Annotated in this window: 18 protein-coding genes; 9 read left to right on the forward strand and 9 right to left on the reverse strand. The window is 75.2% G+C overall.

All coding sequences use genetic code 11. The features are described 5' to 3' along the window. From F1544_RS06655 to trxA, 6 genes are all read left to right on the forward strand, one after another. Positions 1 to 473 (forward strand): C40 family peptidase (locus tag F1544_RS06655; protein ID WP_167583535.1); only part of this gene is annotated, 473 nt, incomplete at its 5' end. A 94-nt stretch (positions 474 to 567) separates the two neighbouring features. Further along, positions 568 to 2,169, forward strand: a complete 1,602-nt coding sequence (locus tag F1544_RS26185; protein WP_167583537.1) for a protein kinase family protein — start codon at positions 568 to 570, stop codon at positions 2,167 to 2,169. Beyond that, positions 2,166 to 2,768: an RNA polymerase sigma factor SigM gene (gene sigM / locus F1544_RS26190; RefSeq protein WP_167583539.1), complete on the forward strand. Its 603-nt coding sequence runs from the start codon at positions 2,166 to 2,168 to the stop codon at positions 2,766 to 2,768. Before F1544_RS26185 ends, sigM begins: the two co-directional genes overlap by 4 nt. Before the next feature lie 81 nt (positions 2,769 to 2,849). Then, a complete protein-coding gene (locus tag F1544_RS06670; protein WP_167583541.1) occupies positions 2,850 to 3,647 on the forward strand; it encodes an RsmA family anti-sigma factor in 798 nt (265 codons plus the stop codon). Between the two features lie 133 nt (positions 3,648 to 3,780). Next, positions 3,781 to 4,812 (forward strand): thioredoxin-disulfide reductase, encoded by a 1,032-nt coding sequence (gene trxB, locus F1544_RS06675; protein WP_167583543.1) that lies wholly within the window; start codon positions 3,781 to 3,783, stop codon positions 4,810 to 4,812. Between the two features lie 53 nt (positions 4,813 to 4,865). After that, complete coding sequence (gene trxA / locus F1544_RS06680) at positions 4,866 to 5,189, forward strand: thioredoxin (RefSeq protein WP_167583545.1); 324 nt, start codon at positions 4,866 to 4,868, stop codon at positions 5,187 to 5,189. A gap of 112 nt (positions 5,190 to 5,301) precedes the next feature. Here the strand turns inward: trxA and F1544_RS06685 are convergent, their stop codons facing one another. Continuing rightward, positions 5,302 to 5,964, reverse strand: coding sequence for a GNAT family N-acetyltransferase (locus tag F1544_RS06685; protein WP_167583547.1), 663 nt, complete (start codon positions 5,962 to 5,964; stop codon positions 5,302 to 5,304). Positions 5,965 to 6,224: 260 nt separating this feature from the next. On the opposite strand from F1544_RS06685, the gene F1544_RS06690 reads away from it, so the two are divergent. The 3 genes from F1544_RS06690 to F1544_RS06700 all read left to right on the forward strand — a co-directional run bounded on the left by F1544_RS06690 (position 6,225) and on the right by F1544_RS06700 (position 9,261). Next, a complete protein-coding gene (locus tag F1544_RS06690) occupies positions 6,225 to 7,601 on the forward strand; it encodes an aminotransferase-like domain-containing protein (RefSeq protein ID WP_167583549.1) in 1,377 nt (458 codons plus the stop codon). After that, a complete protein-coding gene (locus tag F1544_RS06695) occupies positions 7,598 to 8,539 on the forward strand; it encodes a D-alanine--D-alanine ligase family protein (RefSeq protein WP_167583551.1) in 942 nt (313 codons plus the stop codon). The genes F1544_RS06690 and F1544_RS06695 overlap by 4 nt, the downstream gene beginning before the upstream one ends. Positions 8,540 to 8,631: 92 nt before the next feature. After that, positions 8,632 to 9,261 (forward strand): hypothetical protein, encoded by a 630-nt coding sequence (locus F1544_RS06700; protein WP_167583553.1) that lies wholly within the window; start codon positions 8,632 to 8,634, stop codon positions 9,259 to 9,261. Between the two features lie 36 nt (positions 9,262 to 9,297). On the opposite strand, the gene F1544_RS06705 is transcribed toward F1544_RS06700, so the two are convergent. The 8 genes from F1544_RS06705 to rpmH all read right to left on the reverse strand — a co-directional run bounded on the left by F1544_RS06705 (position 9,298) and on the right by rpmH (position 15,555). After that, positions 9,298 to 10,443 (reverse strand): ParB/RepB/Spo0J family partition protein, encoded by a 1,146-nt coding sequence (locus F1544_RS06705; protein ID WP_167583555.1) that lies wholly within the window; start codon positions 10,441 to 10,443, stop codon positions 9,298 to 9,300. Beyond that, positions 10,440 to 11,537 carry a ParA family protein gene (locus F1544_RS06710; RefSeq protein WP_167583733.1) on the reverse strand — a complete coding sequence of 366 codons (1,098 nt, stop codon included), beginning with the start codon at positions 11,535 to 11,537 and terminating at the stop codon, positions 10,440 to 10,442. The genes F1544_RS06705 and F1544_RS06710 overlap by 4 nt, the downstream gene beginning before the upstream one ends. A 532-nt stretch (positions 11,538 to 12,069) precedes the next feature. Further along, complete coding sequence (rsmG, locus tag F1544_RS06715; protein WP_167583735.1) at positions 12,070 to 12,819, reverse strand: 16S rRNA (guanine(527)-N(7))-methyltransferase RsmG; 750 nt, start codon at positions 12,817 to 12,819, stop codon at positions 12,070 to 12,072. Positions 12,820 to 12,866: 47 nt separating this feature from the next. Continuing rightward, entirely contained in the window at positions 12,867 to 13,487 is a 621-nt protein-coding gene (locus F1544_RS06720) for a Jag family protein (RefSeq protein WP_308469917.1), read from the reverse strand. A 73-nt stretch (positions 13,488 to 13,560) separates the two neighbouring features. Further along, on the reverse strand, positions 13,561 to 14,589 hold the full coding sequence (gene yidC, locus F1544_RS06725) for a membrane protein insertase YidC (RefSeq protein ID WP_167583557.1): 1,029 nt from the start codon (positions 14,587 to 14,589) through the stop codon (positions 13,561 to 13,563). A 139-nt stretch (positions 14,590 to 14,728) separates the two neighbouring features. Further along, positions 14,729 to 15,055, reverse strand: a complete 327-nt coding sequence (gene yidD, locus F1544_RS06730; RefSeq protein WP_167583559.1) for a membrane protein insertion efficiency factor YidD — start codon at positions 15,053 to 15,055, stop codon at positions 14,729 to 14,731. After that, entirely contained in the window at positions 15,048 to 15,398 is a 351-nt protein-coding gene (gene rnpA, locus F1544_RS06735) for a ribonuclease P protein component (protein ID WP_167583561.1), read from the reverse strand. The genes yidD and rnpA overlap by 8 nt, the downstream gene beginning before the upstream one ends. 19 nt (positions 15,399 to 15,417) lie before the next feature. Then, positions 15,418 to 15,555: a 50S ribosomal protein L34 gene (rpmH, locus tag F1544_RS06740; RefSeq protein ID WP_166607023.1), complete on the reverse strand. Its 138-nt coding sequence runs from the start codon at positions 15,553 to 15,555 to the stop codon at positions 15,418 to 15,420. Positions 15,556 to 15,868 lie beyond the last annotated feature (313 nt).

The following is a 15,868-nucleotide window of genomic DNA, read 5'->3' on the forward strand; positions in this document are numbered from 1 at the left end:
CCGACGCCGCCCGCACCGCGAGCGCCCCGCGGACCACCTCGACGGCGGACGCCCCCGCGGCCCACGGAAGCACCACCGCCGGCCCCGACACCGCCGCCGACGGAACCGCCGCCGACGCGGCCGTCGCCGCCGCCCGGACCCGGCTGGGCCTGCCCTACGTCTGGGGCGCGACGGGCCCGTCCACCTGCGACTGCTCGGGGCTCACGCAGTGGGCCTACCGGCAGGCGGGCACGGCGATCCCCCGCACGTCCCGGCAGCAGTACGCGGGCCTGCCGCGGGTGCCGCTGGACGCCCTGCGGCCCGGCGACCTGGTCTTCTACGCGACGAGCTCCGACCCCGCGACGATCCACCACGTCGCGCTGTACCTCGGCGGCGGGAAGGTCCTGCACGCCCCGCACACGGGCGACGTGGTCCGCGAGGCCGGCGTCGCGATGCCGGGGCTGCTCGGCGCGGTGCGCCCCGCCGCCGGCTGAGCGCGCGCGGACGGCCCCGGCGCAGCGGCGCGCGCCCCTAGGATTGGCCCCGGCGGTCGAGGTCGGTCGCGCCCCCGGCGACGGCGGGTGCGCCGTGGAGCACGAGGGGGACGTTCTGGACGCCGTGGGCCGCAGCACCGTGGCGGACCGCTACGCCCTCGACGGGGAGCCGGGCGGGGCGCCCGACGCGCGGCCGCGCCGCGCGCGCGACACGACGCTGGACCGCTGGGTCCGCGTGCGCACCCTCGACGCCGCCGACGCCCGCGCCGCGGAGTTCCTCGACGCCGCCCGCCGCGCCGCGATGGTCAGCGACCCGCACGTCCCCCGCGTCCTGGACGCCGGCACCGACCAGCGCCCCGGCGGCGGCACGGTCTACGTGGTCGAGGAGGACGTCGAGGGCCGCACTCTGACGGACCTGCTGCGCCAGGGGCCCCTGCAGGCCCCCGCGGTGCGCTCGCTCGTCGGCGAGGTCGCCACGGCCCTGGACGCGGCCGCCCGCCGCGGCCTGCACCACACCCGCCTGACCCCGGACTCGGTCGTCCTCGGCCCGGACGGCGTCGTGCGCGTCGTCGGCCTGGGCCTGGAGGCCGCGCTGGAGAAGGACCCCCCGGTGGTCTCGGCCGCGCGCGCGACGGTGCTGGCCAACCGCGCGGACGCCGTCGGCCTCGTCGCGCTCGTCTACGCCGGGCTGACGGGCCGCTGGCCGGCGGCCGCGGGCATCGCGGCGCACCGCACCCTGCCCGCGGCCCCGTCCGGCGACGGGCACCCCGTGCCGCCGAAGGACATCCGCCCCGACGTCCCGAACGACCTCGACACCCTGTGCGTGGTCACGTTCGGCCCCCACGAGGACGGCCCGCGCGACCCGTCCGAGCTCGCCCTGCAGCTCGCGCCGTGGTCGATGGCCGTGTGGGCCGACGTGCTGCGCGACATGCGCGGCGAGCGGGCCACGCGCGAGGTCCGGCAGCGGCTCGCGAGCCGCGAGGTCGTGCCCGACGAGGAGCCGCCGGTGCCCTTCGCGGCCCCGGCCTCGACGGGACGCCCGCCGCAGTCGGACTCCCGCCTGGTGCTGGCCATCGTCGCGGTCTGCGTGGTCGTCGGGCTCGTGGTCGCCCTGTGGCAGCTCAGCCGCATCGGCGTGCCCGGGGAGCTGTCGGGGCAGCCCGCGGCGACGTCCAGCGCCGCGCCGAGCACGCCGGCGGCCGAGAGCCCCGCCGCGCCGGCCCCGTCGACGACCCCGCCGCCCGCCGCCCCCGCCCCCGTCCCGCTGCGGGTCGCGGGTGTCACGGCCATCGACCCCGAGGGCGACGGCACGAGCCCCGGCGGCGTCGAGCGCACGGTCGACGGCGACCCGGCGAGCAGCTGGTCCAGCGAGCGCTACACCTCCGCGGGCTTCGGCGGCCTCAAGAGCGGCATCGGCCTGCTGGTGGACCTCGGCGCGGACGTCGACGTCACCTCGGTCGTGCTGACCGACGCCGGCGAGGGCGGCCGCGTGGAGCTGCGCAACGCCCCGACCGGCGGCTACGAGGGCTCGGTGCCGGTCGCCGAGTCCGCGGCGGGCGGCGTCGCGACCCTGACGCCGCTCACCCCCGTCCGCACGCGCACGGTCCTGCTGTGGGTGACGCAGCTGCCGACCACGGACGGCCAGGCCCGCCTGACGGTGTCCGAGCTGCAGGTCCTCGGCACCCCGGTGCCGTGACGCCCCCGGCGGACGGCGACGCGCGCGACCCCCGCACCGACGCGGAGCTGGTCGCGGCCCACGTGGCGGGCGACCCGGACGCCTTCGGCGAGGTCGTGCGCCGCCACCGCGACCGCCTGTGGGCCGTGGCCCTGCGCACCACGGGCGACCGCGAGGAGGCCGCCGACGCCGTGCAGGACGCGCTGGTGTCCGCGCTGCGGGCCGCGGACCGCTTCCGCGGCGACTCGGCCGTGACGACCTGGCTGCACCGCATCGTCGTCAACGCCTGCCTGGACCGGGCGCGCCGGCGGGCCGTGCGGCCCACCCGGCCGCTGGAGGAGGAGGTCGGCCCGGGCGGCGAGGACTCGCGGCGCACGGGTGCCGCACCGGCCGTGGTGCCGGACCAGACGCCGTCGGTCCAGACCCGCCTGGACGTGACGCAGGCCCTGGCGCGGCTGCCCGAGGCGCAGCGGGCCGCGCTGGTGCTGGTGGACATGTACGACGTGCCGGTCGCCGAGGCCGCGGAGATCCTCGGCGTTGCGGTCGGCACGGTGAAGTCGCGCTGCTCGCGGGGGCGCGCGGCGCTGGCGGAGGTCCTGGGTGTCGCAGGGAACCGCTGAGCCCGCGGGGGCGTCGGAGGACGGGTGGCACGGCGGCGGTGCAGCCGCCACCAGGAGCGGGGACGGGCGAGGGAGGTGGACGTGAGCAGCAGCGACGAGGAGCAGGACGACGCCGGCGTGGCGGCCTTCGACGCCTCCGCGCGGGCGGTCGGCGACCTCCTGCGCGCCGCGGCCGCTCAGGACGGCCCGATGCCCGCCGACGTCGTCGCCCGCCTGGACGCGGCGCTCGGCGCGGCCCGGGTCGAGACGCGCGTCGCCTCCCTCGACCACCGGCGCCGGCGCGCCCGCCGCTGGAACCGGGTGCTCGCCGCGGCCGCCGGCGTCGTGCTGGGCGGCGGTGGGTACCTGGCGAGCCAGGCCGACCTCGGCGGCGGGGCCGCGTCGTCCACGTCGGCCGGGTCCGCGGCCGGCGCCCCGGCGATGAGCAGCGGCGGGGTCGAGCGCAAGGACGCGTCGGGCCCCGTGGCGGTGCCCGACCCCCCGGTCGTGTCCAGCGGCGCCGACTACGGCGACCCCGCGGCCCTGCAGGCGGGGGCGGCCGCGGTCGTCGCCGCGTCGGGGCAGCCGGGGCAGCCGGGGCAGCCGGGGCAGCCGGGGCAGCCGGGGCCCGACCGGACGCTGCTCACCTCCCCGCAGGACGCCGCGGGCGAGGACCGCGGCGACCCCGCGGTGGCGCAGTCCCTGAGCTGCGCGCAGGCCGCCGGGGTCGACCCGGCCACCGTGCTCGGCATCGACCTGGCGCAGTGGCGCGGCACCCCCGCCGCGGTCGTCGTCTCCCCCGCGGGCCCGGGCCGCGTGCAGGTCACGGTCCTCGCCCGCGACTGCGTCCCGGGCGAGGCACCGCTGGCGGCGCAGGCGGTCGCCGGCCCCGTCCCGTAGGCGCCGCGGACGGCTCACCGCGGAGCCCCCGGCGGGGAACAGCGCACCCGTACGATCGGTTGAGACAGCAGCACGACGCGACAGGTGATCAGCACCTGGAGCACCTCCCGATCACGGAAGCAGGTCTGACGCGGTGGACGACGTCCGGAACGTCATCGTCATCGGCTCGGGACCGGCGGGCTACACCGCCGCCCTCTACGCCGCGCGGGCAGACCTGGCGCCCCTGGTCTTCGAGGGGTCCGTCACGGCCGGCGGTGCCCTCATGAACACCACCGAGGTCGACAACTTCCCCGGCTTCCCCGAGGGCATCCTCGGGCCGGACCTCATGGACGGCATGCGCGCGCAGGCCGAGCGCTTCGGCGCCGAGCTCGTCACGGACGACGTCGTCGAGGTCCGCCTCGACGGCGAGGTCAAGGAGGTCGTCACCGGCAGCGGCGGCACCTACCGCGCCCACTCCGTGATCCTCTCCCTGGGCTCCGCCTACCGCGAGCTCGGCCTGCCCGACGAGAAGCGGCTCTCCGGCCGCGGCGTCAGCTGGTGCGCGACCTGCGACGGGTTCTTCTTCCGCGACCAGGACATCGTCGTGGTCGGCGGCGGCGACTCCGCCGTCGAGGAGGCGACGTTCCTCACGAAGTTCGCCCGCACCGTGACGATCGTCCACCGCCGCGACGCGCTGCGCGCCTCGAAGATCATGGTCAAGCGCGCCGAGAACGACCCGAAGATCCGCTTCGCGTGGAACTCCGAGGTCGTCGGGATCCAGGGCGAGCAGAAGGTCACCGGCCTCCGGCTGCGCGACACGGTCACGGGCGAGGAGCGCGACGTGGCGGCCACCGGCCTGTTCGTCGCCATCGGCCACGAACCCCGCACGGCCATCGTGAAGGGGCAGGTCGACCTCGACGAGAACGGGTTCATCCTCGTCGACGGCCGCAGCTCGCGGACGAACCTCCCCGGGGTGTTCGCCGCCGGCGACGTGATCGACCACACCTACATGCAGGCCATCACCGCGGCCGGATCCGGTTGCGCCGCAGCGCTGGACGCGGAGCGGTTCCTCGCCGAGCGCCACGACGCGCAGCGCGAGGAGCAGCCCGTGCGCGAGGAGCTGACCACGCCGCCGGCCGACGAGGCCGACCTGGTCCCGCGCCCGCAGCCCCGCGTCACCGTCTGACGGTCCGCGAACACCGCACGAACCCCCACCCGACCCAGCACAGGAGACCGGCCATGAGCACCACCGCCCCCGTCACCGACGACACGTTCGACAGCGTCGTCCTGCAGGCCGACAAGCCCGTCCTCGTCGACTTCTGGGCCCCCTGGTGCGGCCCGTGCCGCCAGGTCGCCCCGATCCTCGAGGAGATCGCGGACGAGAACCGCGACAAGATCCAGGTCGTGAAGATCAACACGGACGAGAACCCGCGGATCGCCGCGAAGTACGGCGTGACGTCGATCCCGACGCTGAACGTCTACTCCGGTGGCGAGGTCGTCAAGACCATCGTCGGCGCCCGCCCGAAGCCCGCGCTGCTCAAGGAGCTCAAGGACTTCCTCTGATCCTCGGGCGCGGCTGACCCGCTGCGCCGCAACGCCTCGGAGCGCCGAAACCCCGCACGGGGTTCCGGCGCTCCGTCGTTCCGCGGGGCTCCACCCGTTGCCGCGCAACGGGTCAGGTCTGCGAGACCCCGGTCAGCGAGGTGACGCGGACGCTGGCCAGCAGCCGCTCGAGGGCCTGCTCGACGTCCTCGCGCCAGCTGACGGCGTTCTTCAGCTCCAGCCGCAGCCGGGGGTGGCGGTGGTGCGGGCGCACGACGGTGAACCCGACGGACTCCAGCGTGTGGGCCGGCAGCACGCACGGGTCGGAGCTGTCGTGGGCGTCCTCGTCGTTGCCGTCCCCGCCCTTCGCGGTGGGCCCGCCGCCGAACGCCTCGACGGCCTTGATGCCGCGCTGCGTGAGGTCCTTGGCGGCGCTCTGGATCAGCATCCGGGCCAGGCCCTGGCCGCGGAAGGCGGGGTCGATCCAGCCCGTCATGAGCAGGACCGCGTCCCCGCTGACGGGGGACGTCGCGAAGCCGTTCTGGCGGGGCACGTACACCGGCGGCGCGTAGGTCACGAAGCCGACGGGCTGGTCGTCGACGTAGACGATCCGGCCGCAGGGGCCCCACTGCAGGAGGACCGTGGAGATCCACGCCTCCTTCTCGAAGTCCGGGTAGCCCGCCTCGGCGGCGCGCTGGCCGGCGACGGCGTCGAGCTCCCAGAAGACGCACCGGCGCGACGCCTTGGGCAGGTCGGAGACGGTGTCGAGCGTGAGCGGAGCCATCCGGCGACCCATCGGGCTGTGCCCCCTCCCGGACGACCGCGCAGCGGCCATGACCCGTCGTCGGCGGTGGTGACCGCGCTCGCGCCGGTCACCCCGTACGAGGACGCGGCCGCGACACGGGCCGGAGCCCGTGCGCGTCACGCGTCGTCACGGGCATCCTAGGTGGAGGTCCCGCCTGGTGCGACGAGACCCGAGGCGCACCATGTAAGCCTGCACCACGCACCGCACCCCGTTCCACCCGCGCGATCCACCACGTGCCCCAGGAGGCCGTCATGAGCCAGCACCCGCCGCCCTCGAGCCCGCCAGACGCGCCCGCCGCGTCCGCCGCGGCCGGGGCCGCGGCCGCCGGTTCGCGCCACGGCAACCGCCTGGACCGCTGGCGCGACACCTACGCCGCCCGCACCGCGTCGATGACGGCCTCGGAGATCCGGGCGCTGTTCGCCGTCGCCAACCGCCCCGAGGTCGTGTCCCTCGCCGGCGGCATGCCGTACCTGCCCGCGCTGCCGCTGGACGCCATCGCGGGCATCGCGCAGCGCCTGGTCGCCGAGCGCGGCGCCGTCGCGCTGCAGTACGGCTCCGGGCAGGGCGAGGAGGTGCTGCGCGAGCAGATCGTCGAGGTCATGCGCCAGCAGCAGATCCACGCCCACCCCGACGACGTCGTCGTCACCACGGGCTCCCAGCAGGCCCTCGACCTCGTCGCGCGCGTCTTCCTCGACCCGGGTGACGTCGTCGTGGCCGAGGCCCCCAGCTACGTGGGCGCGCTGAACGTCTTCCGCGCCTACCAGGCGCAGATCGTCCACGTCCCCATGGACGCGGACGGGCTGCAGCCGCAGGCGCTGGACGAGACGCTCACCCGCCTGGCCGCCCAGGGCCGCCGCGTGAAGTTCCTCTACACGGTGCCCAACCACCACAACCCGGCCGGCGTGACGCTCTCCCTGGAGCGGCGCCCCGCCGTCCTCGACGTCTGCCGCCGGCACGGCGTGCTGGTGCTCGAGGACGACCCGTACGCGCTGCTGGGCTTCGAGGGCGACCCGCTGCCCGCCCTGCGGTCGATGGACTCCGAGCTCGTCGTGCACCTGGGGTCCTTCTCGAAGACCTTCGCGCCCGGGTTCCGCGTGGGCTGGGCCGTCGCCCCGCACGCCGTGCGGGAGAAACTCGTGCTGGCCGCGGAGTCCGCGGTGCTGTGCCCGACGTCGTTCGGGCAGTTCGCGATCGCCGAGTACCTGCAGACCTACGACTGGCTGGGCCAGGTCAAGGTCTTCCGCGAGCTGTACCGGGAGCGGCGCGACGCCATGCTCGACGCCCTGGCCACGCACCTGCCGCAGGCCACGTGGACGCACCCCGACGGCGGCTTCTACGTCTGGCTGACGCTGCCCGACGGCCTGGACGCCAAGGCGATGCTGCCGCGGGCCGTGACCGCGCGGGTGGCGTTCGTGCCCGGCACGGCCTTCTACGCCGACGGGTCCGGCCGGCAGTCGATGCGGCTGTCGTACTGCTTCCCGACGGCCGACCGGATCCGCGAGGGCGTCCGGCGCCTCGCGGGCGTCGTCCAGGACGAGCTGGAGGTCCTGGAGACCTTCGGCTCGGTCGGCACCCCACCCCACGAACGCCAGGGCAGCGTGGACTCGCCCGGACCGGAGCTCGCATGAACCCCCGCGTGACCGTCCTGGCCGGCGGCCTGTCCCACGAGCGGGACGTGTCGCTGCGCTCGGGCCGGCGCGTGGCCGAGGCGCTGCGGGCCTCGGGCTGCGAGGTGACCGTCCTGGACGCCGACGCGCACCTGCTGCCCCGGCTGGCCGAGGAGCGCCCCGACGTCGTGTGGCCCGTGCTGCACGGCGCCATCGGCGAGGACGGCGCCCTGCGCGACGTCCTGGAGCTGCTCGAGCTGCGCTACGTCGGCTCCCGCCCGCAGTCCTGCCGCCTGGCGTGGGACAAGCCGATCGCGGCGAGCGTCGTGCGCGCCGCGGGCATCGCCGTCCCTGAGCACATCGCCTTGCCGCACGCCACGTTCCGCGACCTCGGGGCCCAGCCGGTCCTCGCGGCCGCCGGGGCGTGGGCGGGCTTCCCGCTCGTCGTGAAGCCCAGCCGCGGCGGCTCCGCGCTGGGCGTCGCGGTCGTCGACGGCCCGGGCGACCTCGCCCGGGCGGTGGTGGACGCCTTCGCCTACGGGGACACGGCCGTGGTGCAGCAGCACGTGCCCGGCACCGAGGTCGCCGTCTCCGTGGTCGAGGTCGACGGGGAGCTCCTGGTCCTGCCGGCCGTCGAGATCGTCGCCGACGGCGGCTCCTACGACTACACGGCCCGCTACACGGCCGGGGCGACCGAGTTCTTCGCCCCCGCCCGCCTCGCCGACGACGTCACCGACCGGCTCGCGAAGGCCGCCCGGGGCGCCCACGAGGCGCTGGGCCTGCGGCACGTCTCGCGGATCGACTTCATCGTCGACCCCGACGGCACGCCGGTGTTCCTGGAGGCCAACGCGGCCCCGGGCATGACGGAGACGTCGCTCCTGCCTCAGGGCGTCGCCGCGGCCGGCCTCGAGCTCGACGCCGTCTACCGGGGGATCGTGCAGACCGCGTTCACCGCCTGAGGCCGCCGACGGACGCCCCTGCCCCGCCCGGGGCGGGGGCGTTCGTCGTGCGGGGGGAGCGCCCGCGCGGGGCGCCTGGTAGTCCTGGACCCGTGACGAGCCCCCTCGACGTCCTGCTCACCGCCGTGGAGCGCACGACCGCCCACGCCACGTTCGCCGTGACGGCCTCCGTGGCGGTCCGGGAGGACGCGGCCCCTCCCGCCACCAGCCGCGGCTACTGCGACCTCGACGTGCCCCTCGTGGCCTCGGCCTGGTTCACCGTCGGCGGACCCACCCACCCGGGGCTGCTGCACGGCACGTCGCTGCACCTCGGCATGCCCGACTGGGTCAGCCTCGACGTGCACGGCGTCGCCGTCACGGAGCTGCTGCCGCTGTACTGGCTGCGCGCAGCCACCGCGGTGCGCGAGCAGGGCCCGGGCGTCCTGGCCGTCGAGCTGGACCTGGCACTCGCCGCGGACGTCAACCCGCCCGCCGTCGCGCGGAGCCTGCGCCACGACGAGCTGGGCCCGCTGCAGGCGGCCCGGGGACCGGCGTCCGGGACGGTCCGCATCGGCGCCACGGGCCTCGTGGAGCGCATCGACCTCGCCGTGGCGGGCGAGGAGCCCTGCACGGTCGTCCTGACGCTCGAGCCCGTGCCGCAGCGCCCCCTGGACGCGGCCCTCGTCGTCCCCGGCGCCGACCTCACCGCCGTCGTCGGGGAGCTGATCGACCCCGTCGCCTGAGCCGGCGCACGTCCGTCGTGGGGCGGGCGCCGGTCGTCAGGCGTGCGTCGGCTGCTGCTCCAGCAGGCGCAGGATCCGGTCGAGGTCGTCCAGGCCCGCGAAGTCCACCGTCAGGCGCCCCTTGGTGCGGCCCATGGCGATGCGGACCCGCGTGTCGAGCCGCTCGGCGAGGGCGGAGGCCCGCTGCTCGACCTCGGGCTGCGGCTGCGCGGGGTTGCGGCGGCGCGGCGCGGTGTCGGCGTCGCCGAGGGCGATGATCTCCTCCACGGCCCGCACGGAGAGGCCCTCGGCCACGATGCGCTGCGCCAGCCGCTCCATGGCGCCGCCGTCCTCCAGGGACAGCAGGGCGCGGGCGTGGCCCGCGCTGAGCACGCCGGCGGCGACGCGGCGCTGCACGAGCGGGGGGAGCTTCAGCAGCCGCAGCGTGTTGCTGATCTGCGGGCGCGACCGGCCGATCCGGCCCGCGAGGTCCTCGTGGGTGCAGCCGAAGTCCTCGAGCAGCTGCTGGTAGGCGGCGGCCTCCTCCAGCGGGTTCAGCTGGCTGCGGTGCAGGTTCTCCAGCAGCGCGTCGCGGAGCAGGTCGTCGTCGGCGGTGTCGCGGATGATCGCGGGGATCGTGGCGAGGCCGGCCTCGGTGGCGGCGCGCCAGCGGCGCTCGCCCATGACGAGCTCGTACGTCTCCGGCTCACCCGCCACGGGCGGCGCGGCGCGGAGCACGATCGGCTGCAGGACGCCGATCTCCTGCACGGAGTGGACCAGCTCGGCGAGCTCGTCCTCGTCGAACACCGTCCGCGGCTGGCGCGGGTTCGGCATGATCGAGGTGACCGGCACCTCGGCGAAGCGTGCACCCGGCACCGCGACCAGCCCGTCGGGCTGGACGGCCGCGAGAGGCGCCACGTCGTCGTCACGGGCCGCGTCGTCGCCGGCGGCGCGCTGGTCGTCCTGCGCGTCTCGTGCGTCGTTCTCGCGGCCCTCACGGGCCGCGGAGGGCGTCTCGTCCGCGGGGCGCTCCGGCTCGGCCGGCACCTCGCGCTGGTCGAAGAACACGTCGACCGGCCGCCCCGCAGGGCGCGGGGGGACGGCGCCGAAGGCGTCGGCGTGCTGCGGCCGGGGCGATGCCGCCGGGCCGTTGGGGATGAGGGCTCCCAGCCCGCGCCCCAGGCCTCGCCGCTTGTCGCTCACGCTCCACCCTCCTGCGACGCCATCCCGCGCCGACCGATCGAACTGTCCGTCCACCGCGACCACGGGTCCGCCACCTGCGGCGGCGACCCGACGGCAGCATCTCGCGCCGGGGTCCGCACGTCGGTGACCGCCGCCGGTGTGTCGTCGGGCGCGGCCCCGCGCTGCGCCATCTCCCGCGCCGCCTCCAGATAGGCGAGGGCCCCCGAGGAGGACGGGTCGTAAGTCATGACCGTCTTGCCGTGGCTGGGGGCCTCGGAGATGCGCACGGACCGCGGGACGAGCGAGCGCAGCACCTCGCCGCCGAAGTGCCCGCGCACCTCCTCGACCACCTGCGCCGCCAGGCGCGTCCGGCCGTCGTACATGGTCAGCAGGATCGTCGAGACGTGCAGGTCCGGGTTGAGGTGCTGCTGGATCAGCTCGATGTTCGACAGCAGCTGCGTCAGGCCCTCCAGTGCGTAGTACTCGCACTGGATGGGGATGAGGACCTCGGGTGCCGCGACGAAGGCGTTGATGGTCAGCAGGCCGAGGCTCGGCGGGCAGTCGATGAGCACGTAGTCGATGCGCCCGGCGCCGGAGCGCTCCACCTGCTTGAGGTAGGTCGTGAGGGCGCGCAGCAGGCGCGACTCGCGCGCGACCATGCTCACCAGCTCGATCTCCGCCCCGGCGAGGTCGATCGTCGCGGGGGCGCACCAGAGGTCCGGCGCCTCGCCGCAGCGCTGCACCACGTCGGCGAGGGGCTTGCCCTCGACGAGGACCTCGTAGACCCCCGGCACGTCGGCGCTGTGGTCGATGCCCAGCGCCGTGGAGGCGTTGCCCTGCGGGTCCAGGTCCAGGACGAGCACCTTGAGACCGGCCAGCGACAGCGCCGCCGCAAGGTTCACGGCGGTCGTGGTCTTGCCGACGCCGCCCTTCTGGTTGGCGATCGTCAGAATCCGGGTCTCGACCGGCGCCGGGAAGCGCGCAGTCGCGGGACGAGCCGCGGCGGTCACCGGAGGCAGTGGCGCCTCGTTGGTCGGCTCGTCCACGACGGGAGTCGGCGGGACGACGGGCGCCGACGGAGGTGCCGGGTCCTCCAGCGTGCTGGCCTGCGGCATCGGCACGGGCGCGACCTCTCCTGTTTCACGTGGAACATCGAGCGGGGGGTCGTAGCGAGGGGGCCTCACCAGGACGTCGGTCACCGCGGTTCCACGTGGAACATCGCTGGCCTGCACAGGAGGCGCTTCACTCGCGAGAGGCGACGGCACCGTGGTCGGGACCGAGGGCTCGGGGTCGGGAGCCGGCACGGTCGGTCCGACAACAGCCGCCTCCGTTTCACGTGGAACACGAGCGACCGCGGCGGGCGGAGTCAGCTCGCCGCGCGCCAGGTCATCTCCGGATGCGACGGACACCGAGACGGACAGCTCATCCTCGACAGCCTTCGATGTTTCACCTGGAACGTCCTCGTGGACGGTGGCAGAGGGAGCTGACTCCACCGTGGTGTCCCCCTCCACGGCGCTCCGGGACGGCCCGAACCAGCCGAGGCCGCGGGGCCGAGAGTCCTGAGGGGCGGTGCTGCCGCCGAACCAGCCGAGAGTGCTCACGCTGAGGGCCTTCCGGGACGAGATCGGAACAGGGAGGCGGGGGACGTCACCGCTGGCGGGCGCCGCGGGCTGAACCGCGGGCGGGCTTCTTCTTGGCCGGCGCACCGGCGACCGGCGCCTTGCGCAGCGGACCCGTCCCGCGGCCGACGCGGACCACGGTCGTCCCGGTCTCGTCGTCCGGCCCGCAGTGGACGACCTCCGGGGTGGTGGTGATGCCGAGCGCCTTGAGCGCGGCGCCGGCCGCCTCGATCTCCTCGGGAGCCGAGCGGCCCTTGATGGCGAGCAGGGAACCCTCGGTCTGCACCAGCGGCATCGTCCACCCGTAGAGGGTGGCCAGCGGCGCGACCGCGCGGGCTGTGACGATCGGCGCGGAGAACTCCCCGGCGACGTCCTCGGCGCGGCCGCGGACCACGGCGACCTGGTCGCGCAGGCCGAGCTCGGCGACCACCTCGCGCAGGAAGTGGAACCGGCGCTCGAGGGGCTCGACCAGCCGGATCTGGAGGTCTGGGCGGGCGAGCGCCACCGGGATGCCGGGCAGCCCGGCGCCGGAGCCCACGTCGATGACGGAGGCGTCCTGGGGGATCAGCTCGTGGAGGTACGCGCAGTTCAGCAGGTGCCGGCTCCACAGGCGGGGCACCTCGCGCGGACCGATCAGCCCGCGCTCGACGCCCGCGTCGGCGAGGTACGCGACGTAGGCGGCAGCCAGCTCCACCCGCTCCCCGAACACGTCGGCTGCGGCAGCGGGAACGACGGAGGGCGGTGGTGTTCCACGTGGAACACCACCGCCCTCGGGCACTTCGTCAGACACCCCGTCACCCTATCGGGCGGGGGGTGCCCCTCAGCTCACGCGCTGGGCGCGTCCCCGGCCGCCTCGGGCGCGAGCACGACGACGCGGCGCCGGGGCTCCTCACCCTCGGACTCGGACTCGAGCCCGGCCGCGGCGACGGCGTCGTGGACGACCTTGCGCTCGAACGCCGGCATCGGGTCGAGCTTCTCGTCGGTGCCGCTGGCCCGCACCCGGGCCACGACCTCCTGGGCGAGGCCGATCAGCGAGGTCCGCTTCTCGGCCCGGAAGCCCGCGACGTCGAGGAGGAGCCGCGTGCGGTCCCCGGTCTGGGCCTGCACCGCGAGGCGCGTCAGCTCCTGCAGCGCCTCGAGCACCTCGCCGTCGCTCCCGACGAGCTTGCGCAGCGCCGGCGTCCCGGCCCCGTCGGCGACGATCGCGACCGACGCGCGGCCGTTCTCGATGTCGATGTCGATGTCACCGTCGAGGTCGACGATGTCGAGGAGCTCCTCGAGGTAGTCGGCGGCGACGTCGCCCTCCTCCTCCAGGCGCGTCGCTCCCGCGCCCTTCGGCTGGCGCGGGGTGCGCCCCGTCGCGGCGGCGGGGGCACCCGCCTCCGGCTGCTCCGCCGTCTGCATCGCCTCGGTGTCGTCCACCGCTCCTGCCGTGCCCTGACTCACGCGTCCTCCTGGGTGCCGCGTCCGCGGCTCGTCGTCCTGGTCCGCACCGGTGGGGTGCGTCGTCTGGCGGGGGTCAGCGCCCGGTGGGGCGCTGACTGCTCGGCGGGGCGCCCGGGCGGCGTCGCGCGTCGCGGCTGGTGCCCCGCTTGGGCTGCTGCCGCTGACGCCGCACGGGCGCCACGGACGAGGTGTGGTCGCCGTCCTTGGTCAGCTGCAGTCCACCACCGGTCTCGGCGGAGGGCAGAACGTGGCCGCGGCGGGCCGCCCGGCGCGCCTTGCGCTCCTCGAGCTCCTTCTCGGCGATGGAGCCCGGGTTGGGCATGCGCCGGATGACGAAGAACTGCTGGCCCATGGACCAGACGTTCGTCGTGAGCCAGTAGAGGAGGACACCGATCGGGAAGTTGACGCCCGACACCGCGAAGACGATGGGCAGCACGTAGAGCATGAGCTTCTGCTGCTGCGCGAAGGGGTTGTTCTCCATCGACGCCGACGACGTGTTCTTCGCCATCAGCTGGCGCTGCGTCACGAACTGCGACGCGGACATCAGCACGATCATCACGGCGGTGAGGACGATGGTGTTCCAGTCGCCCGTACCCCAGGACTTCAGGAAGATGCCGGACAGCTTCGCGCCGAAGATCGTGGCGTTGTCCGCCTGGTCGACCAGGTCGAGGGTCAGCACACCGACCGGCTTGCGCTGCCCGATGCCGTTCAGCGTGTGGAACAGCGCCAGGAAGATGGGCGACTGCAGCAGGATCGGCAAGCAGGAGGCCATCGGGTTGGTCCCCGACGACCGGTACAGGGCCATCATCTCCTGCTGCTGCGCCTGACGGCTCGCAGGATCGGTCTTGCCCTTGTACTTCGCCTGGATCTTGCGCATCTCCGGCTGGATGACCTGCATCCCGCGCATCGCCTTGATCTGCTTCACGAACAAGGGGATGAGGATGATGCGGACGACGACGACGAGCCCGATGATCGAGAGCGCCCAGGCCGTCCCGCCCGCCGGGTCGAAGCCCACGAACGTCCACAGGTCGTGGAAGCGCACCATGATCCACGCGACCACCCACTGGATGGGGTAGAGCAGTTGGTAGAAGAAATCGATCATCGCCCGGCAGTCCTCTCCTCCACTCGCCGGTCGCCCGGCGGCTCGTGTCCGAGGCCCTGCTGATCGGGGCCCGCTCGACGTTGTCGTCGAGGACGCGCTGGCGTCCTCTCAGGTTCTCGGTGCGGCCGTGGGCTCCCGCTCACGAGCGCTGCCGCCGCGATGGACCCCTCGGCGGAACGGGGTCGACGCCTCCAGGGTTCCACGGGTGGCACCGCAGCAGGCGCCTGACGGCCAGCCAGGTCCCGCGTACGGCCCCGTGCGTCCGCAGCGCGTCGACGGCGTAGGCCGAGCAGGAGGGGTAGAAGCGGCAGGTGGGGCCCAGGAGGGGGGAGACCACGAGCTGGTAGGCGCGGACCAGGCCGACCAGCAGCAGTGCCGGCCAGCGCAGGGGGTGCCAGCGGGAGCGGCGTCCCCGGTCCTCGCGCTGCGCCCGGTCCTCCCGGTGCCCGGCCGCGACGTCAGCCACGGCCCGTCAGCCCCAGGCGGCGCAGACCCTTGTCGAGGTCGGCGGCGAGTTCCGCGGACGAGGCCCCGGCCGCGGACGGCAGGGCCCGCACGACGAGGAGCCCGCCCTCCGGGGGGAGGGAGGGCCAGCGGTGGGCGGCGAGGTGGCGCAACCGGCGCTGGGTGCGGTGCCGCACGACCGATCCCCCGACCGCCTTGGACACGACGAAGCCCACCCTCGTGGGGTGGGCTTCGTCGGTCGCGGTCCAGTGCAGGACCATGCGACGCGTTCCGGCGCGGCTGCCGCCGCGCAGGGCCGACGTGAAGTCGTCCTTGCGTCGCAGGCGGCGCGCCGCGGGCAGCACGCTGAGGTCGCGGGGTCGGTCAGGCGGAGATCTCCGCGCGGCCCTTGGCACGGCGCGCGGAGAGGATGGCGCGGCCGGCGCGGGTGCGCATCCGCAGGCGGAAGCCGTGGGTCTTGGCCCGCCGACGGTTGTTCGGCTGGAAGGTCCGCTTGCTCACGTGAGGTCTCCAAGATCGCCAGGTCCGGGCTCCCGTCGCCCGCCGCGAGGCAGGTCGGACGCAGAGCACAATCCGGACCAGAGTACGGGCGCCGGAGGCAGGGGTCAAAGCGCCGTCCGCGGGAGGCCGCGCAGAGGACGACGGGGTGGACGACGAGGCGCTGCGGGGCGGGTACCGTCGTGCCTGCGCACAGCGGTGGCCGGATCCTCGGGTCTCCGCGCGTCGGGCGGGCCAACCCCGGGCGACCGGGCGCGGGACCCCACTTGAACGGTGGAGCCACCGTTGTTACCGTCCCGCCTCGACGAGCCGACGT

It is taken from the genome of Kineococcus rubinsiae (genome assembly GCF_011839805.1).
GTDB classification, from domain to species: Bacteria; Actinomycetota; Actinomycetes; order Actinomycetales; family Kineococcaceae; genus Kineococcus; species Kineococcus rubinsiae.

What these genes read in the sequence shown, in the direction of transcription:
- F1544_RS06695 (WP_167583551.1), top strand. Translation starts at nt 7,598, where the DNA reads ATGAACCCCCGCGTGACCGTCCTGGCCGGCGGCCTGTCCCACGAGCGG.
- F1544_RS06710 (WP_167583733.1), bottom strand. Translation starts at nt 11,537, where the DNA reads ATGCCGCAGGCCAGCACGCTGGAGGACCCGGCACCTCCGTCGGCGCCC.
- F1544_RS06690 (WP_167583549.1), top strand. Translation starts at nt 6,225, where the DNA reads ATGAGCCAGCACCCGCCGCCCTCGAGCCCGCCAGACGCGCCCGCCGCG.
- yidC (WP_167583557.1), bottom strand. Translation starts at nt 14,589, where the DNA reads ATGATCGATTTCTTCTACCAACTGCTCTACCCCATCCAGTGGGTGGTC.
- trxA (WP_167583545.1), top strand. Translation starts at nt 4,866, where the DNA reads ATGAGCACCACCGCCCCCGTCACCGACGACACGTTCGACAGCGTCGTC.
- F1544_RS06685 (WP_167583547.1), bottom strand. Translation starts at nt 5,964, where the DNA reads ATGGGTCGCCGGATGGCTCCGCTCACGCTCGACACCGTCTCCGACCTG.